This window comes from Agromyces sp. CF514 (genome assembly GCF_900113185.1).
Classification (GTDB): Bacteria; Actinomycetota; Actinomycetes; order Actinomycetales; family Microbacteriaceae; genus Agromyces.
Genome location: NZ_FOZD01000001.1, coordinates 1,247,795 through 1,263,689 on the forward strand (window position 1 = coordinate 1,247,795; position 15,895 = coordinate 1,263,689).

General features: G+C 71.5%; 22 protein-coding genes. 9 read left to right on the top strand and 13 right to left on the bottom strand.

Annotated features, from left to right (window positions below; genetic code table 11):
- Positions 1 to 42 precede the first annotated feature (42 nt).
- The 5 genes from BM342_RS05450 to BM342_RS05470 all read left to right on the top strand — a co-directional run bounded on the left by BM342_RS05450 (position 43) and on the right by BM342_RS05470 (position 3,836).
- On the top strand, positions 43 to 618 hold the full coding sequence (locus BM342_RS05450) for a dihydrofolate reductase family protein (RefSeq protein ID WP_092964430.1): 576 nt from the start codon (positions 43 to 45) through the stop codon (positions 616 to 618).
- Positions 615 to 1,253 (top strand): ArsR/SmtB family transcription factor, encoded by a 639-nt coding sequence (locus BM342_RS05455; protein WP_092964431.1) that lies wholly within the window; start codon positions 615 to 617, stop codon positions 1,251 to 1,253. Before BM342_RS05450 ends, BM342_RS05455 begins: the two co-directional genes overlap by 4 nt.
- Positions 1,250 to 2,014 carry an SRPBCC family protein gene (locus BM342_RS05460; RefSeq protein WP_092964432.1) on the top strand — a complete coding sequence of 255 codons (765 nt, stop codon included), beginning with the start codon at positions 1,250 to 1,252 and terminating at the stop codon, positions 2,012 to 2,014. Before BM342_RS05455 ends, BM342_RS05460 begins: the two co-directional genes overlap by 4 nt.
- Positions 2,015 to 2,066: 52 nt before the next feature.
- Positions 2,067 to 2,600 (top strand): dihydrofolate reductase family protein, encoded by a 534-nt coding sequence (locus tag BM342_RS05465; RefSeq protein ID WP_177232066.1) that lies wholly within the window; start codon positions 2,067 to 2,069, stop codon positions 2,598 to 2,600.
- 147 nt (positions 2,601 to 2,747) lie between these two features.
- Positions 2,748 to 3,836: a winged helix DNA-binding domain-containing protein gene (locus tag BM342_RS05470; protein WP_092964434.1), complete on the top strand. Its 1,089-nt coding sequence runs from the start codon at positions 2,748 to 2,750 to the stop codon at positions 3,834 to 3,836.
- 25 nt (positions 3,837 to 3,861) lie between these two features.
- Here BM342_RS05470 and BM342_RS05475 read toward each other — a convergent pair whose 3' ends face one another.
- From BM342_RS05475 to BM342_RS05490, 4 genes are all read right to left on the bottom strand, one after another.
- Positions 3,862 to 4,176, bottom strand: a complete 315-nt coding sequence (locus BM342_RS05475) for a hypothetical protein (RefSeq protein ID WP_092964435.1) — start codon at positions 4,174 to 4,176, stop codon at positions 3,862 to 3,864.
- A complete protein-coding gene (locus BM342_RS05480) occupies positions 4,173 to 4,694 on the bottom strand; it encodes a hypothetical protein (RefSeq protein WP_092964436.1) in 522 nt (173 codons plus the stop codon). Before BM342_RS05480 ends, BM342_RS05475 begins: the two co-directional genes overlap by 4 nt.
- A 111-nt stretch (positions 4,695 to 4,805) precedes the next feature.
- The gene (locus tag BM342_RS05485; protein ID WP_092964437.1) at positions 4,806 to 5,381 is read right to left on the bottom strand and encodes a DUF1697 domain-containing protein; all 576 of its coding nucleotides are present in this window, start codon (positions 5,379 to 5,381) and stop codon (positions 4,806 to 4,808) included.
- Between the two features lie 28 nt (positions 5,382 to 5,409).
- On the bottom strand, positions 5,410 to 5,814 hold the full coding sequence (locus tag BM342_RS05490; RefSeq protein ID WP_092964438.1) for a DUF6855 family protein: 405 nt from the start codon (positions 5,812 to 5,814) through the stop codon (positions 5,410 to 5,412).
- A gap of 219 nt (positions 5,815 to 6,033) precedes the next feature.
- Between BM342_RS05490 and BM342_RS05495 the strand changes: the two genes are divergently transcribed.
- Complete coding sequence (locus BM342_RS05495; protein WP_092964439.1) at positions 6,034 to 6,927, top strand: TerC family protein; 894 nt, start codon at positions 6,034 to 6,036, stop codon at positions 6,925 to 6,927.
- Positions 6,928 to 6,999: 72 nt separating this feature from the next.
- Here BM342_RS05495 and BM342_RS05500 read toward each other — a convergent pair whose 3' ends face one another.
- The 4 genes from BM342_RS05500 to BM342_RS05515 all read right to left on the bottom strand — a co-directional run bounded on the left by BM342_RS05500 (position 7,000) and on the right by BM342_RS05515 (position 9,559).
- Positions 7,000 to 7,575 carry a dienelactone hydrolase family protein gene (locus BM342_RS05500; RefSeq protein ID WP_092964440.1) on the bottom strand — a complete coding sequence of 192 codons (576 nt, stop codon included), beginning with the start codon at positions 7,573 to 7,575 and terminating at the stop codon, positions 7,000 to 7,002.
- A 51-nt stretch (positions 7,576 to 7,626) separates the two neighbouring features.
- Positions 7,627 to 8,067 carry a VOC family protein gene (locus BM342_RS05505; protein ID WP_092964441.1) on the bottom strand — a complete coding sequence of 147 codons (441 nt, stop codon included), beginning with the start codon at positions 8,065 to 8,067 and terminating at the stop codon, positions 7,627 to 7,629.
- A gap of 131 nt (positions 8,068 to 8,198) precedes the next feature.
- Entirely contained in the window at positions 8,199 to 8,591 is a 393-nt protein-coding gene (locus tag BM342_RS05510; RefSeq protein ID WP_143109762.1) for a hypothetical protein, read from the bottom strand.
- Positions 8,592 to 8,674: 83 nt separating this feature from the next.
- A complete protein-coding gene (locus tag BM342_RS05515; RefSeq protein WP_092964443.1) occupies positions 8,675 to 9,559 on the bottom strand; it encodes a sigma-70 family RNA polymerase sigma factor in 885 nt (294 codons plus the stop codon).
- A gap of 119 nt (positions 9,560 to 9,678) precedes the next feature.
- On the opposite strand from BM342_RS05515, the gene BM342_RS05520 reads away from it, so the two are divergent.
- Positions 9,679 to 10,122 carry a nitroreductase family deazaflavin-dependent oxidoreductase gene (locus BM342_RS05520; protein WP_177232067.1) on the top strand — a complete coding sequence of 148 codons (444 nt, stop codon included), beginning with the start codon at positions 9,679 to 9,681 and terminating at the stop codon, positions 10,120 to 10,122.
- A gap of 17 nt (positions 10,123 to 10,139) precedes the next feature.
- Here BM342_RS05520 and BM342_RS05525 read toward each other — a convergent pair whose 3' ends face one another.
- From BM342_RS05525 to BM342_RS05535, 3 genes are all read right to left on the bottom strand, one after another.
- Positions 10,140 to 11,417, bottom strand: a complete 1,278-nt coding sequence (locus BM342_RS05525; RefSeq protein WP_092966578.1) for an RNA polymerase sigma factor — start codon at positions 11,415 to 11,417, stop codon at positions 10,140 to 10,142.
- On the bottom strand, positions 11,414 to 11,749 hold the full coding sequence (locus tag BM342_RS05530) for a YciI family protein (RefSeq protein WP_092964445.1): 336 nt from the start codon (positions 11,747 to 11,749) through the stop codon (positions 11,414 to 11,416). Before BM342_RS05530 ends, BM342_RS05525 begins: the two co-directional genes overlap by 4 nt.
- 78 nt (positions 11,750 to 11,827) lie before the next feature.
- A complete protein-coding gene (locus tag BM342_RS05535) occupies positions 11,828 to 12,451 on the bottom strand; it encodes a dihydrofolate reductase family protein (RefSeq protein ID WP_092964446.1) in 624 nt (207 codons plus the stop codon).
- 154 nt (positions 12,452 to 12,605) lie between these two features.
- On the opposite strand from BM342_RS05535, the gene BM342_RS05540 reads away from it, so the two are divergent.
- Positions 12,606 to 13,148 (top strand): AAA family ATPase, encoded by a 543-nt coding sequence (locus BM342_RS05540; RefSeq protein ID WP_092964447.1) that lies wholly within the window; start codon positions 12,606 to 12,608, stop codon positions 13,146 to 13,148.
- Between the two features lie 49 nt (positions 13,149 to 13,197).
- On the opposite strand, the gene BM342_RS05545 is transcribed toward BM342_RS05540, so the two are convergent.
- A complete protein-coding gene (locus BM342_RS05545) occupies positions 13,198 to 14,145 on the bottom strand; it encodes an aldo/keto reductase (protein WP_092964448.1) in 948 nt (315 codons plus the stop codon).
- A 52-nt stretch (positions 14,146 to 14,197) separates the two neighbouring features.
- Between BM342_RS05545 and BM342_RS05550 the strand changes: the two genes are divergently transcribed.
- Complete coding sequence (locus tag BM342_RS05550) at positions 14,198 to 14,599, top strand: MerR family transcriptional regulator (protein ID WP_092964449.1); 402 nt, start codon at positions 14,198 to 14,200, stop codon at positions 14,597 to 14,599.
- On the opposite strand, the gene BM342_RS05555 is transcribed toward BM342_RS05550, so the two are convergent.
- Positions 14,565 to 15,743: a low temperature requirement protein A gene (locus tag BM342_RS05555; RefSeq protein ID WP_177232068.1), complete on the bottom strand. Its 1,179-nt coding sequence runs from the start codon at positions 15,741 to 15,743 to the stop codon at positions 14,565 to 14,567. The genes BM342_RS05550 and BM342_RS05555 overlap by 35 nt on opposite strands.
- Positions 15,744 to 15,895 lie beyond the last annotated feature (152 nt).

The window sequence follows — 15,895 nt, forward strand, 5'->3', positions numbered from 1 at the left end:
GGGGGGATTCCGGCGGAGGCCCACCCGACACGGAGGTCGATCATGCGAACAGTGACTCTCGGAATGAACGTGTCCCTCGACGGATACGTCGCCACCGACGACGGCGGGCTCGACTGGGTCTTCCCGAACTTCAGCCCCGAACTCATGGCCTCGACGCAGCAGGTGCTCGGCGGCCTCGACACGGTGCTCATGGGCCGCAAGAACTACGAGGGCCAGGCCGAGAGCTGGGCGAACGCCGACGGGCCGATCGCCGAGGTCATGAACGGCGTGCAGAAGGTCGTCTTCTCGAAGACGCTCGAACGCGCGAGCTGGGTCAACTCCACGCTCGCCACCGCGGCGCCCGAAGACGAGATCCCGCGGCTCAAGGCGCTGCCGGGCGGCCCCATCGGGGCCTCGGGAGGTGCGGCGTTCGCCCAGTACCTCTCGTCGCACGGGCTGATCGACGAGTACCGGCTCACGGTGCATCCGGTGGTGCTCGGCAGTGGCCTGCCGCTGTTCACGACGCGCATCGCGTTCGACCTCGTCGACGCGGTCGAGTACCCCAACGGGGTCACGGTGCGCACGCTGCGGCCGAAGGCCGGCGATGCTGCCGGCGAGACCCGGGCCTCCGGCGCATGACCGTCCTCGTCGATGGGAGAGCCGAGCCGGTCGCGCTTCCCGACGTGGCCGCCATCGAGGACCCGGATGCCGCCATCGCCTCACTCGACCCCATCCGCTCCCGCCTGCTCGCAGCACTCGTCGAACCGAACTCGGCGAGCACGCTCGGGGCCATGCTCGGCCTGCCCAGGCAGAAGGTGTACTACCACCTCGGCGCGCTCGAGCAGCACGGGCTCATCGAACTCGTCGAGGAGCGCAAGAAGGGCAACATGGTCGAGCGCGTGATGCGCGCGAAGGCCGCGTCGTACGTCATCACGCCGTCCGCGCTCGCATCGGTCCGCCCCGATCCGAGCCGGGCGCCCGACCGACTGTCGGCGCGCTGGCTGCTCGCGCTCGCAGCGCGGCTCGTGCAAGACGTCGGCTCGATCATCTCGGGCGCCGAGCGTGCCTCGAAGCCCCTGGCCACGTTCGCGCTCGACGGCGAGATCCGGTTCGCCTCGGCATCCGATCGCGCCGCGTTCGCCGAAGAGCTGGGCGACGCGGTCATGGCGCTCGCGAATCGCTATCACGACGGGTCGGCACCGCGAGGTCGCGACTACCGACTGGTCGTCGCACTGCACCCGAGCGCCGAACCGCGCCGGACCGACGAGGGGTGACGTCGCACGCATTCGAAGATGCCGCCGAGCTCTCGTTCGAGCTCACGCCCGACGCCGTGTGGAACGCGATCGCGACCGGCCCGGGGCTCACCTCGTGGTTCATGGGGGCCACCGAGGTCGATCGTGAGCAGGGCGTCGTGCGCACGCGCATGGGCGACTACTCGCAGGACTCGACGATCGTCGCCGACGACCCGGGTCGCCGGTTCGCCTTCCGCGGTGCAGAGGCCCCCGACGGGCGGTTCTTCGCCATGGAGTTCCTCATCGAGGCGCGCGACTCCTCGAGCACGGTGCTGCGCATCGTCTCGAGCGGATTCCTGCCGGGCGACGACTGGGAGGACGAGTACGAGGCGATGGTCGCCGGCGGACGCCAGTACCGGCACACGCTGGTCGAGTACCTCGAGCACTTCAGCGGACGCCCGGGCATCGCCGTCGCGGCTTCGACGCCGCTCGGCGACAACGACCGGCGCTGGGTGGCCATGCTGGCAGACCTCGGCGTCGCGGGATCCGAGTCGCCCCGGGGCGGTCGCCCGGACGTCGCGGTGGGCGACGCGGTGGCCCTCGCCCCGACCGGACTCGAGCCGATCACCGGCGTGGTCGATTTCGTGACCGCCGAGACGCTGGGCGTGCGCTCCGCCGATGGGCTCCTCAGGTTCTTCCGCGGCCACTGGGCTGCGGGCGTCGGTCACCATCTGTTCGGTGAGACGGATGCCGCGGCAGCCGCCGCGCGCTGGCAGGCCTGGCTCGACGCGGTGGCCGCCTGAGCGCGGGCGCCGGCCCGTGACATCCGCTCGCCGTCGGCGCATGCTGGAGGGCATGGGAACCGTGACGATCTCGTTCGAGATGACGCTCGACGGAGTGTTCGACCAGATGGAGCAGTGGTTCGACCCCGACGATGCGAGCGTGCAACGCGCGTCGGACGCGCTGGTGTTCGGCGCCGACGCCGTGCTGCTGGGCAGGGAGAGCTACGAGTTCTTCCGCGAGTACTGGCCCGCCCAGACCGACGACCGCGGGTTCGCCGCCCACTACAACGCGCTGCCCAAGTACGTGGCGTCGACCACCCTCACCGGCCCCCTCGACTGGAACGCCACCCTCATCGAGGGCGACGTCGCCGAGGCGGTGCGCGGCCTCCGCGATCGGTACGCCTCGATCATCTCGCACGGTTACGGACAGCTCGCCTCGACGCTCATGGCCGCCGGGCTCGTCGACGAGGTGCACGCGGGCATCCACCCGTTCATCGTCGGCGACGGCGAGATCCGCCTGCGGTCCCCGCAGCCGGTCGGGCTGCGACTTCTCGGGGCGCAGGCTTCCGAGTCGGGCATCATCGCGGCGAGGTACGCGCCCGCGTGATGCCGATCGTGCGGTGCGGAGTGCCGCAGGTGCGTGACCCCGCTGCCCCGCTGCGGTCGCCGACCCGCGAATCGGTCGCCGACCCGCGAATCGGTCGCCGACCCGCGGATCGGACGCCGCTCCGCGGGTCGCCCCTAGGCTGCAGGGATGACCACCGATCGCGACCTCGCCCGACGGCGTCTGCGTTCGCAGCACCTCTCCGATCCCGCAGCCGACGCCGAGCAGGTCGTGCGCTCGCTGCTGGGCGTGCAGGCCGAGAATCCGTCGCAGTCGGCGTGGGCGGTCGCGACGCGCACGGCGGCGCCGGATGCCGGTGACCTCGAGACAGCCCTGGCCGATGGGCGCGTCCTGCGCACCCACGTGCTGCGCCCGACCTGGCACTACGTGCACGCCGACGACGCGGCCTGGCTCATCGAGCTCACGGCGCCGCGCGTGCTGCCGACGATCGACCAGCAGCTGCGGCCGCTCGCCGACGAGTTGACGGCGCTCGCCGACCTCGTCGTCGCGATCCTCGCCGAGACGCCCGGCCGAACGCGCGCCGAGCTGTCGACCGCGCTCGCCGATCGAGGCGTGGCACTCACGGGGCAGCAGCTGATGCTGCTGCTCGCGCACCTCGAACTGCACCTGCTCGTCTGCAGCGGTGCTCCTCGTGACGGCGAGCACACGTATGCGCTGTTCGCCGAGCGCGTGCGCCGGCCCCGCAGGCTCGAACGCGACGAGGCGCTCGCCGAGCTCGCCGTTCGCTACCTGACGTCGCACGGCCCGGCCACCGAGCGCGACCTCGCGTATTGGGCGACGCTCACCCTCGGCGACGTGCGTCGAGGCATCTCCGCCGCCGGCGAGGGGCTCGCGTCGTTCGAGCACGACGGGCGCACGTTCCTGCACGCAGCGGATGCCGAGGCGGCCGTCGCGGCATCCGATGCCCAAGAAGGGCCGACCGCGCACCTGCTGCAGGTGCTCGACGAGATGTACCGCGGATACCAGGACTCGCGCTGGCTGCTCGATGCCGACGGCGTCGTGCCGCGCGAACGCGAGACGGCAATCGGCATGGCCCTCGTGGACGCGCAGCTCGTGGCCGCCATGCGTCGAACGCTCACCGCGAAGGCGGCGACGTTCGAGCTCCGCCCGCACCGTGCGCTGGCCGAACCCGAACTGGACGCGATCCACGACGCCTCGGCTCGCTACGCCGCCTTCCTCGGACTCGAACCCCGGGTGGTGTTCGCCTCGGTCGGGTAGCCGCCGACCGCTCGGCTGCGACCGCTCAGCGGCCGCCGTCGACCGTTCGGATCCGCCCCGGCCCGAAGGGCAGCGCGGGCGCCCGGTACTCGAGCGCCGGCGGATGCCCCGGTTCGAGCGCGAACTCCGCGCGGCCATAGCGCCACATGCGGTTGAAGAGGAAGACGCCGACGGCGACCGACTCGTCGGCCGGGACCTGCCAGGTTCCGCGTCCCCACTGCACCGGTTGGCCGCGGCCGCCGATCACGAGCGTGGGCTTCACGCCCCAGTGCAGCGCGAACCACGGCTTGCGCAGGTTCAGCTCGATGCGACGCGTGGCGTTCGCCGCGGCATCCGTCATCGATTCGTGCCGGTCTGCATCGGCGAGAGGTCGATGTCGATGTCGCCGAGCATGAAGTCGGGGTACGGGAACGGACCGACGCCGTCCCATGCGAGCACGTCGACCGAGAGGAACGACACCAGGGTCAGGGCCCACCAGGCGGCCGTGAGCCCGACGATGGCGACCGCCGCCAGATCGAGGGTGCGCAGTGCGGCGGTCTCGGAGCCGGCGCGGCGCAGCACCCGACTGATCGCGATGAGCACGATCGCGACGATGACGAGGAACACGATCGGGGCGGGCCGGAGAGTGAGGGTCGCGCACATGGGCACGACGCCGGTCGGGTCGCCGTTCGCATCGAGGAATCCGCCGTCGCCCGTGACTCCGCCCGGGCACCCGCCCTTGCTGGCGGTGCCCAGCACGCCGTAGATGAGCCCTGTCGCGCCGGCCACGACCAGCAGGCGCCGGATGCGGCGGATGATCGGCGCACCCGGCAGCGTCGAGAGGGCATCGGCCGGCGGGCGTTCGAGGGTCTCGGGCATCGGGTCTCCGCTCGGGCGTCGGTCGCGTAGGGGCTTCCTGCATCGTGGCAGGCGAGTCGCCGTGCGGGCAAGCGCCCAGGCGCTCGGACGGGCTCGGGCGCTCGGGCCGGCTCAGGTACCGTCGTCGAGCAGCTCGAGCAGCTCGAGCAGCTCGAGCAGCCGCGTCGCGGTCTTCCAGCTGCGCACGGTCATCTGCGCGAAGACGGGCATCGCCATCAGCTTCTGGATGCGGGTCTTCGTGGCGCGGGCCTTCACCCGCGAGAAGTAGAGCGCACCGGGGCCGGGTGCGATCGAGTCGACGCCGTCGCGGAGCTCGGGCATCTCGGCGAGGACCTCTGCCGCGGTGAGCGGTGCCTTGAGGAAGAAGACGTCGCTGCGCAGCGAGTCGGATCCGTGGTCGGCCGGCGCCTGCTCGATCGTCGCGGCGAACGCGTCGCGCGAGCGCACGATCGTCGGGACCTGGAACCCGAAGCGCTCGCGCAGCGCGGTCTCGACCGCGGCCTCGAGCTTCGCCTCGCTCGTGCGATCGCCAGGTGCGGTGAACAGCACATTGCCGCTCGCCAGGTGCGTGCGCACGTCGGCGAACCCGGCGGCTTCGAGACAGTCCACGAGGTCCGGCATGGCGACCGGGTTGCGACCGCCGACGTTGATGCCCCGCAGGAGGGCGACGAATGCTCGGGACGTCATGCTGGTTGTGGGGCGGGCGCGAGCCGCGTCACATCGCGCGGATGCGGTTGTTGCGCTTCTCGTGCGTGAGTTCGGCGAGCCCGAGAGCCTCGAGCAGCGGGGGCAGGTACATGCCGAAGCGCCCGCGATACCCCTTGCGGAGCCCGTACCAGCCGCCGACCGGGTTGCCCTCGTCGCGGCCCCAGGCCTCGACGGTGCCCGCCTGCGCGGGCTTCTGCTCGTCAGCGGCGCCGAGGTCGACCCAGTCGCCCTGCTCGCGCAGCCACGAGGCGAGGTCGTCGATCGCGCTGAGCCGGTAGGTCAGCTTCGTCGACCCGACCTGGCACACCAGCGCGGGCGGATCAGCCGACTCGTCGCGGTACATCGTGTAGGTGCTCGTGCCCGGTGCCGTGGTCAGCCGCCACGGGTCGTCGGCCGTTCCGCTGCCGGTCATGGCATGCTCCGATCGTCATTGCTCGGGTCGGCTCTGGATGGGGCCGATGCTACGCCGGCGCGTTCGACGCGGCTACGAGGAAGCGCTCGTCGAGCCTCTCGAGTTCTTCGAACTCGGTGTCCCAATCGCTGAGCAGGTCATCGGAATCTGAAACGGCCACGACTCGATTCTCGTCGTACCCACCGACATCCGTGCGCTCGTCGCACCTAGCATGAACGCGTGGACTTCTCCTTCGCCTTCACGCCCGACCTGATCGCCGTCTTCGTGACCCTGTTCGTGCTCGAGATCGTGCTCGGCGTCGACAACGTGATCTTCATCTCGATCCTCGCGTCGAAGCTGCCGAAGGAGCAGCAGGCGAAGGCGCGCAACCTCGGCCTCACTCTGGCGATGCTGATCCGCGTGGTGCTGGTGTTCTTCGCCGGCTGGATCATCACGCTCAAGGAGGAGATCTTCGAACTCTGGGGCATGGGCTTCTCGGTGAAGGACCTGATCCTCATCGCGGGCGGCCTCTTCCTCGTCTACAAAGCCGTCACCGAGATCCACCACAAGCTCGAGGGCGCTGAAGAGGAACACGGCGGGGCGCCCAAGCGCATCACGTTCGGCTCGGTGCTCGCGCAGATCCTGGCCCTCGACATCGTGTTCTCGCTCGACTCGGTCATCACGGCCGTCGGCATGACCGAGAACCTCGTGGTCATCGTCACGGTCGTCGTGCTCTCGTTCGGCATCATGCTGTTCGCGGCCCGCTTCATCTTCACGTTCGTGAATGCGCACCCGACCGTGAAGATGCTCGCCCTGTCGTTCCTGCTGCTGATCGGCGTGTTCCTCATCGCCGAGGGCTTCGGCGTGCACATCGACAAGGCACTGATCTACGCGCCCATGGCGTTCGCGATCCTCGTCGAGGCGCTGAACCTCATCGCCGCATCGCGCAAGGCCAAGCGCGAGCAGCGCCGGCGCCACCCCGTGCAGCTGCGCCCGCAGTACCCGGCCGTCGACGAGTCGGTCGCGGTCTCGGCCGCGCTGTCGACGGGCGAGGGTCGCGGCTCGGTGGGGCTGTCGAGCCGGCCGGTCGAGGGCGAATCGGATGCCGCGGAGCAGCGGGCCGGGCTCGGCTGACCGGCCCCGGCGCCCTGACGGAGCTCACTGCCGGGCGTCGGGTGCCCGCGTCGAGCGGCGGTCGTTCGCCCGTCAGCCCACGCGCTCGAGGAACTCGAGCACGCGCTCGGTGAGCAGCCGCGTCGCGGCAGCGTCGTAGCTCGGCAGGCTGGAGTCCGCGAAGTAGTGCTGGTCGCCGGGGTAGAGGAACAGCTCGACCTGCTGCTCGTGCTCGACGAGCTCGCGTGCGGCGTCGACGTCGCCCTCGTCCATGAAGATCGGGTCGGCATCGGCCCCGTGGATCTGCGCGGGCAGCCCGGCCGGCCACTCGCCGAACTCCGAAGCGGGCACGCAGGAGTAGAAGAGCAGCGCCCCCTTCGCCCCCGCGCGGGTCTGCGCGAGCATCTGCGCCGGGAGCACCCCGAGCGAGAAGCCCGCGTAGACGAGCCCCTTCGGCAGCGCCTCGGCCGCACGCTCGCCGCGCCCGAGGATCTCGCCCCAGCCGGTATCGCGGGCGTAGGCGACGCCCTCGTCGATGGTCTCGAAGGTGCGGCCCTCGAACAGGTCGGGCGTGTGCACGGTGTGCCCGGCCGCGCGCAGCTCGTCGGCGAATGCGCGCAGGCCCTCGTTGGGCCCGAGCGCGTGGTGGAACATCAGGACGTCGGCCATGGCGGCTCCGTTCGCTTCGGTTCGGTCTTCTCGGTTCGGTGCGGACCGCGCTCAGCCGACCCGTTGCGCCAGGGCGACGATGATGCCGGCCGGCCCGCGCAGGTAGCAGAGGCGGTAGACGTTCTCGTAGTTCACGACCTCGTCGATGACCTCGCCGCCGAGCGGTCGCAGTCGTTCGAGGGTGTCGTCGAGGTCGTCGACGGCGAACATCACGCGGTGGAGTCCGAGGGTGTTCGACGGCGGGTTCGCGGGTGACACCGCGGATGCCGCGGGCGAGTGGTAGTACGTCAGCTCGAGCCGGCCCTGCCCCTCGACGACGCGCATCATCGCGATCTCGCTGCGCACGCCGTCGAGCCCGACGGTGCGGTCGGCCCAGACGCCCTCGATCGGCTGCCGGTCTTCGAGCTCGAGCCCGATCGCGGCGAAGAACGCGATCGCCGCGTCGAGGTCGTCGACCACAATGGCGACATTGTCGAGTCGGAGCACGGTCATGGGCCGAGGCTATGCCCGACGGCCGACATCCGCAGGGGGTGTCCGATCACCGGTCGTCGTGCTACCGGAAGCCGGGGCCGCCACATGCGGAACCGAGGTCCGCCATCGGCCCGCCCCTCCGAGACGTTCGATCAGTCGGAGACGCGGGCACTCACGACGCGCAGTGCAGCACCGTCGCCGCGCACCACGCAGCGGAGCTCGGCGTAGTCGACGCGGCCCGCTGGGTCGACCGAGGTGACCGACCCCGACACCCGCCTGGCGCCGTCGGCATCGGTGACCCGCAGCGACCGGGCGACGTCGACCCCGGTGTGCCCGCGCGACGCCAGCTTCACCTCGATCGCCGAGGTGCAGAGCGAGTCGACGGATGCCGGTGGTGGGGCGATCGCGGTCACGGCGCCGCCCATGAGGGCCGCACCGGCGGCCACGATGAGCACGGGAACCGCGACCGGCACCCAGAACAGGGCGCGCGCGGATCGGACGGGTGAGGTTTCTGGCGTCTCGCGGACGCCGGTTTCTGAGTTCATGCCGAGCACCGTAGGGCGGGGGTGGGGCCGCGGCATCCGTGCACTGCACTGAGATCGACACGGAGCAGCACTGAGATCGAGGTTCAGCGCGGCGGCTGCAGGTGGCCGAGCTTCTTCGGGTTGCCGATGCCGTGGATCACCGAGATGCGGTCGTCGGCGAACTCGAGCGCGAGCACCGAGACGACCCGTCCGCGACGGCGGGCCACGATTCCCGGCTCGGCGTTCACGACCGCGGGCTCGAACTCGAGGCCGAGTCCGCCGACACCCGCGAGCAGTTGCCGTGCCACCGTCTCGGCGCCGACGACGACCTGCGTCGGGGCATCCGGGTAGATGCCGCCGGAGTCGAAGTGCCCGCGAGCATCCGAGGCGAGCGCGGCGACGAGCCCGTCGAGGTCGCCGTCGGAGGCGGCTCGCGCGAACCGCTCGGACAGTCGCCGGGCGACGGCCGGGTCGACGGTGAACCTCGCCTCTCCCTGCGCCGCGATGCGCTTGCGGGCCCGCGATGCCGCCTGCCGTGCGCTCGCCGGGCTGACGCCGAGCACCTCGGCCACGCGATCGAACCCGAGGTCGAACACGTCGTGCAGCAGGAAGGCGGTGCGCTCGGCCGGGGAGAGCTGCTCGAGCACGACCAGCAGCGCCATGCGCACCGAGTCGTCGAGCGTGACGCGATCCTCGGGCAGGGTGCGCTCGTCGGTGACGACGGGCTCGGGCAGCCACGGGCCGACGTAGGCGCGGCGCGAGTGCTCGTGGGCGCGCAGCCGATCGATCGCGAGGCGCGACGCGACCGTCACCAGCCAGGCGCGCGGCTCGTCGAGCGGCGCCGCGTCGGGGTCCGCGAGCCGGGCGAGCAATCGCACGTACGTCTCCTGGGTGATGTCCTCGGCGTCGGCGACGGAGCCGAGCACTCGGTAGGCGACGTCGCGCACGACGCGTCGGTGCTCGGTCCACAGGTCGGCGAAATCGGTCATGACAAGATGACGATCCACCCACGGCCGGTGTGACGGCAAGGGCGGATCCGGACGGCAGGGGCGAGCGGATGTCGGGCGCTCCGCGCGCGATGTCACATTCGGGGCGGCCCGATCGTCCCATGGGTATGAACGAGACCTCCCGTCACCCCGAACGCCCCGCCGCTGCCGTCCCCGCCGGCACCGCACCCGGCGGACCTCCCCGCCGGCTCGTGACCGCGACGGCGCCGGTCGCCCGAGCGCTCGCCGGCCGCCGCTGGATGCCCGTCTGGGGCGTCGTGCGGCACCGCGGGCGCCGGAGCGGCACGGCGTACGAGACCCCGATCGCGGTCGTGCCGACGACCGAGGCCTCGATCGTGATGATCGGGCTTCCGTGGGGTGCGAAGACGAACTGGGCGCGCAACGTGGTGGCGGCCGACGGCACGACCCTGCGTTTCAGGGGCCGGGAGGTCGCGCTCTCGCGTCCGCGGATCATCGACGGGACCGAGGCGCAGCGACTGGCGAAGGCGCCGTTCCGTCCGGTGCTGAAGCGGTTCCCGGCGGCGATCGTGCTCGATCGCGCGTGAGCGCGCGTGAGGCCGGGTCAGGACGGTCGCTCGTCGAGCTCGCTCCGCCGACGCTCGAGGTACGCCGTCTCGGCCGTGTTGCCCGCGAGGGCGATGGCCCGGTCGTAGGCCGCGCGCGCCTCGGCGGTCCGCCCGAGCCGGCGGAGCAGTTCGGCCCGCGTGACGTGGAAGGCGTGGTAGCCGTCGAGCGCATCGGCCAGCGCGTCGACGGCCGGCAACGCGACATCCGCCCCATCGAGCTCGCCCACCGCGATCGCGCGATTGAGCGCGACGACGGGCGACGGGTCCAGAGCGGCGAGCTGGTCGTAGAGCGCGACGACCTGCGACCAGTCGGTGTCGCGTGCCTCGGGCGCGTCGGTGTGCACGGCGTTGATCGCGGCGAGCAGCTGATAGCGGCCGGGCGTGACGCCCGACGCCAGCCGCGCCTGCACGAGTCCGTGGCCCTCGGCGATGAGCTCGGCATCCCACGCGCTGCGTTGCTGCTCGCCGAGCGGGATGAGCGCTCCCTCGGGGGAGACGCGAGCCGGGCGACGTGCCTCGGTGAGCAGCATGAGCGCCAGCAGGCCGACGACCTCGCCGTCGTCGGGCAGCAGCGCGTGCACGAGGCGCGTCAGCCGGATCGCCTCGCCCGTCAGCTCGGCGCGCACGGGATCGGTGTCGGGCCCGGTCGCGAGGTAGCCCTCGTTGAAGACGAGGTACAACACCGCGAGCACGCCCGTGACGCGACCGGGCAGGTCGGCGGCGGTCGGCACCCGGTACGGGATGCGCGCGGCCGCGATCTTCGCCTTGGCGCGAGTGATGCGCTGCCCCACGGCGCTCTCCTGCGCGAGGAACCCGCGCGCGATCTCGGCGACGGTGAGGCCGCCGACGAGACGGAGGGTCAGCGACATCCGCGACTCCATCGACAGCGCGGGGTGGCAGCACGTGAAGATCAGCCGCAGCCGGTCGTCGTCGACGGCGAGGGCCGCGTCGACCGCCCCGACCGCGTCGAGCGGGTCGTCGAACCCGTGCCCGCCGGATGAGCCGTCGAGCATGATCGCCTCCCGGTGCTTGTCGTCCCGCCGTCGCTCGCGGCGGATGCGGTCGATCGCCTTGCGGTTCGCGGTCGTCGTGAGCCAGGCTCCCGGGTTCGGCGGCACGCCGTCGGCCGGCCAACGCTCGACCGCGATGGCGAACGCCTCGGCCGCCGACTCCTCGGCGAGGTCGAGGCTGCCGAAGCGTCGGGCGAGCGAGGCGACCACCCGTGCCCACTCGTCGCGGTGGGCGCGGGCGAGCGCGGCCCGCGTGTCGCTCAGGACCCCGGCTCCAGGAACGGCCGCACCTCGAGGCGACGATTGCAGGCCCGCGACCCGTCGGCCATGAGCGCGAGCGCGACGTCGAGGTCGGGGGCTTCGATGATCCAGAAGCCCGCCATGTGCTCCTTCGACTCGATGAACGGGCCGTCGGTGAACACCGGCCGCTCGCCTCGGCCGTCGATCACGGTCGAGGTGCTGGGGGCGGCGAGCCCGCCCGCGAACACCCAATGCCCGCCCGACCGGAGCCGGTCGTTGAACGCGTCGATCGCGACCGCCTCTTCTTCGGTGCCCGAATTGGTCTTGTCGTCGATCACCGATACCAGGTACTGCATCTCAGTCCTCCAGAATTCGTGTCGTGACGGATGCCGGCGCTCGCCGTTGTGCGGTCGCGCCGACGCGAGGCGCCTCCCTCATGCATACTGCGGGCGGCCGCCGGGGCGGTAGGTCTGCGCGACGATTCCCGTCGGGAAGGTGCGCGATTCCAGCAGCTCGAGGGCGACGTCGCGCCCCTCCTCGGGGAACAGTCGCTTTCCGGCGCCCACGATCACGGGGCACACGATGAGCACCATCTCGTCGACGAGCTCGCGCTCGAGCAGCCAGCGGATGAGCTGCCCGCTGCCGTGCACCTGCAGTTCGCCGCCGGGTCGCGCCTTGAGCGCGCGGATCGCGGCCTCGAGCTCACGACCTTCGCCGTCGGCTCCGCGACCGGGCAGCACCGTCGTGTCCGCCCACTGCGGGTCGGTGATCGTGTCGGACGCGACGAACTTCGGCCGCGTGTTCAGCGACCGCACGAACGGGCTCTCCAGGTCGGTCTGCACGCCCCAGTAGCTCGCGAACAGGTCGTAGGTGCGCCGTCCGAAGAGGAACGCGTCGGCCCGCAGGTAGCAGTCGCCGATGAAGCCGACCGACTCCTCGTCGCCGAGCGGGATCGCCCAGCCGCCTCGGTCGAACCCCGGATCGAGCTCGGGGTTGTTGCCCCCGTTCGCCTGCATCACGCCGTCGACGGTGATCTGGGTGTTGGTGACGAGCTTCATCGCCGCTTCCTCCTTCGGCCGGCCCGGGGTGGGCGGCCTCTCACCAGTGCTACGAACGAGCCTGCCCCGATCCGACATCCGTCGCGAGGATTTCTTCGAGCAGCGGTGACGGATGCCGCGGGCACGCGTGGATCGGCCGCCCTAGACTGCCCGCATGCGCATCGTCGTCTCGGGCACCCATGCGAGCGGCAAGACCACCCTGATCGACGACCTGGTGGCCGCGCATCCCGAGTTCGAGCGGTGGGGCGACCCGTTCGAGCTGGTCGACGACGCGCTCGACGAGCCCGACGCGTCGACGTTCTTCGAGCAGCTCGTGTCGAGTGCGCGTCGCCTCATGACGGATGCCGGGGGCCGAACGGTCGTCGCCGAGCGCGGGCCGATCGACTTCCTGGCCTATCTCGGCGCGCTCGAGGCGCTGCGCCGTGGCGGACGGTCGTCGTCGCTGTCCGCACGCGGTTTCGAGGTGACGGCCTCGGCGATGCAGCGCGTCGACCTGCTGGTCGTGCTGCCGCTGCACCACCGGGACGACCTGCCGGTCGGCGATGACGAGGACCCCGAACTGCGCGCGGCGATGGACGAGGCGCTGCTCGAGCTCGTCGACGACCCCGACCTGGTCGGCGAGCACGTGCGCGTGATCGAGGTCAGCGGTGATCGGGCGACGCGGCTCGCGGCGGTCGAACGGGCGCTCCAGGGCTGAGCGCCCGCCTGGTCCGACCCGGCCCGACCCCGCCTACGCATCGACGCCTCTACGCCTCGGCCGCGTCGAGCCGCGCCCGCAGCTCGGCGGGCAGCTCGAGTGCGACGCCCTGCAGGGCGCTCTCGAGCTGGTGCAGCTTGCTGCCGCCGAGGATCGGGAGGATCGACGGCGTGCCGCCCACGAGCCAGGCGAGCACGACCTGCCCTCTCGGCATGCCGAGCTCGGCGGCGACCTCGGTCAGCGCGGTGAGGCGCCGGTCGGTGCCCGCGTGCTCGTGCGCCGACGGAATCGCCTTGGCCGGGTTGTCGTAGGCACCGCTCAGCAACGGCGTGTACGCCCAGAGCTCGAGGCCGTTCTCGTGCGCGAAGTCGACCTGCTCGTCGCTCATCATGCCGAAGCGGTGGTTCTGGCCCTCGGGCTGGGCGCCGGGTCGGGGCGCGAGGTAACTGCGGCTGAGCTGCATCGCATCGACGGGCTGCCCGCCGGTCGCGATCGCCCGGGCACGCGCCCGCTCCACGCGCCAGGCGGGGTGGTTCGAGGTGCCGAGCCGCACGGACTTGCCCTCGCGCACGAGGTCGGCGAAGGCATCCGCCGTCTCCTCGATCGGCACGCTCCGGTCCTCCATGTGCGCCCAGAGCAGGTCGACGCGATCGGTGCCGAGGCGCTGCAGGCTGCCCTCGAGCGCCGTGCGCACGGCCGCCGTCGAGAGGCCTTCGCGCGAGGCCGGCCAGTCCGCGGCATCCGTCGGCTCCGCGCCGACCTTGGTCGAGAGGCGCACGCGGTCGCGCATGCCGGGCCTGGCGGCGAGCCACCGGCCGAGCAGCAGTTCGCTCTGGCCGCCGTAGCCCGACTCGCTCGCCCAGAAGGAGTAGCAGTCCGCGGTGTCGATCCATACGCCGCCGGCCTCCACGAAGCGGTCGAGCAGTGCGAACGAGGTGTCTTCGTCGATCTCGGTGCCGAACATCATGGCGCCGAGGGCGAGTGCTGGTGTGTTCATGTCTCCACGGTGCATGCTGGAGTGCACTCCAGCTCAAGCCCCGGGAGGAAGAATGGCCGAATTCACTCCGGCACAGGTCGTCGAACGCACCGGATTCAGCCTCGACACCCTGCGCTACTACGAACGCGAGGGGCTCATCGGGCCCATCGACCGCACCGCGGGCGGGCGTCGAACGTACCGGCAGGAGCACCTCGACTGGCTCGGGCTCGTCAGGTGCCTGCGCGACACGGGCATGCCCATCGCCGACCTCAAGCGCTACACGGCGCTCGCCGACGACGAGTCGACCCTCGCGCAGCGCATCGAGCTGCTCGAGCGCCACGACCGCGAGGTGCAGGCTTCGATCGACCTGCTGCTCGAGCAGCAGCGGCACCTGCACGAGAAGATCGCGTGGTATCGCGGGCAGGCTGCGGCGGCGCAGGTCAGCCTGCAGCCCGCATCCGCCGTCGGTTGGTGACCTCCGAGGTCGTGACGATGACGACGAGCACGACCACCGCACAGGCGATCGCGACCGCGGCGTCGAAGAACGCCGCGGCGAACCCGAGCGCGACCGTCAGCAGCAGCGCCGGGATCGCCCAGCCGAGCACTGCGCGCAGCGGGCGGCCGAAGCGCAGCGAGATGATGGCGTTCGTCAGGTAGAACACGGCGATGCCGCCGCTGAGGGCGATCGCCGAAGCCTGGGGCAGCGGTTCGGCCGGATGCTGGATCGCACGGTCGAGCGCTCCCGAGATCGCCGTCACGCCGACGACGATGAGGAACGGCAGGAACGCCACGGTGTCGCGGATCGCCCGGTAGTCGCCCGCCTCGCGCAGCGCGTCGAGCCCGACCCGCATCGCATCGGTGCCGTACATGAAGAACGACCACGCGAGCAGTGAGATCATGGCCAGGCCGAGCGCACCGACGAGCCCCGAGGCGAGGTTCCAGCTCTCGTTGAGCGCGCCGACGGTCGAGAGCACCGACTCGCCGAGCACGATCACCACGAGCAGCCCGAACCGTTCGGCGAGGTGCTCGGTGTTCATGCGCGGCAGCATGCGAGCCGCCCACGCGCTGCTGCTCGCGACGAGCAGTGTCACCTCGACGACGATGCTGAGGCCCCAGAGCACGAAGATCCACGGGCTCGGCAGCCAGATCGACACGATCCAGAGCACCGCGGTCACCCCGTTGTAGACGAGCAGGCGCACGCGCGAGGCCGTGCCGACGCCCCAGGACGATGCGATCCAGAGGCCGAGCAGCACGAGCCGCAGCGCCGCATTGCCCGCGGCGAACAGCCACGCCCGCTCGCCCGTCGCCTCGGGGGCGGCGACGGCGATCGCCCCGACCGCGAACATCGCGGCCAGCATCACGAGCGCGAGCTGCCGCCTCGAGAGCGACGGCATGATGTTCACGGTGAAGGTCAGGTTGACCCACGACCACCACACCGACGCGAACAGCGCCGTGAAGAGCACCAGCCCCTCGACCGACGGATGCTCGTGCAGCCCGTGCGCGAGCTGCCCCACGAGCGCGACGAAGATGAGGTCGAAGAACAGCTCCATCCAGTGCGCGCGCGACGGGTCGCGGTCGCTCACGGCCCGGTTCTCCTGGTCGGAGGTCGCGGTGCTCACGCCACGGCCCGCATCGCGTCGCCCGACCCGCCCATCGAAACCCCTTCGCTCACCGGTCGCCGCACACGCTACGCCCGTGAAGCGGGCGCCGTCACGCGCCGGCGGTCCGGCATCGTGCTCGCCGGCCGCAACGGTGCAGACCCTGTTCCCCG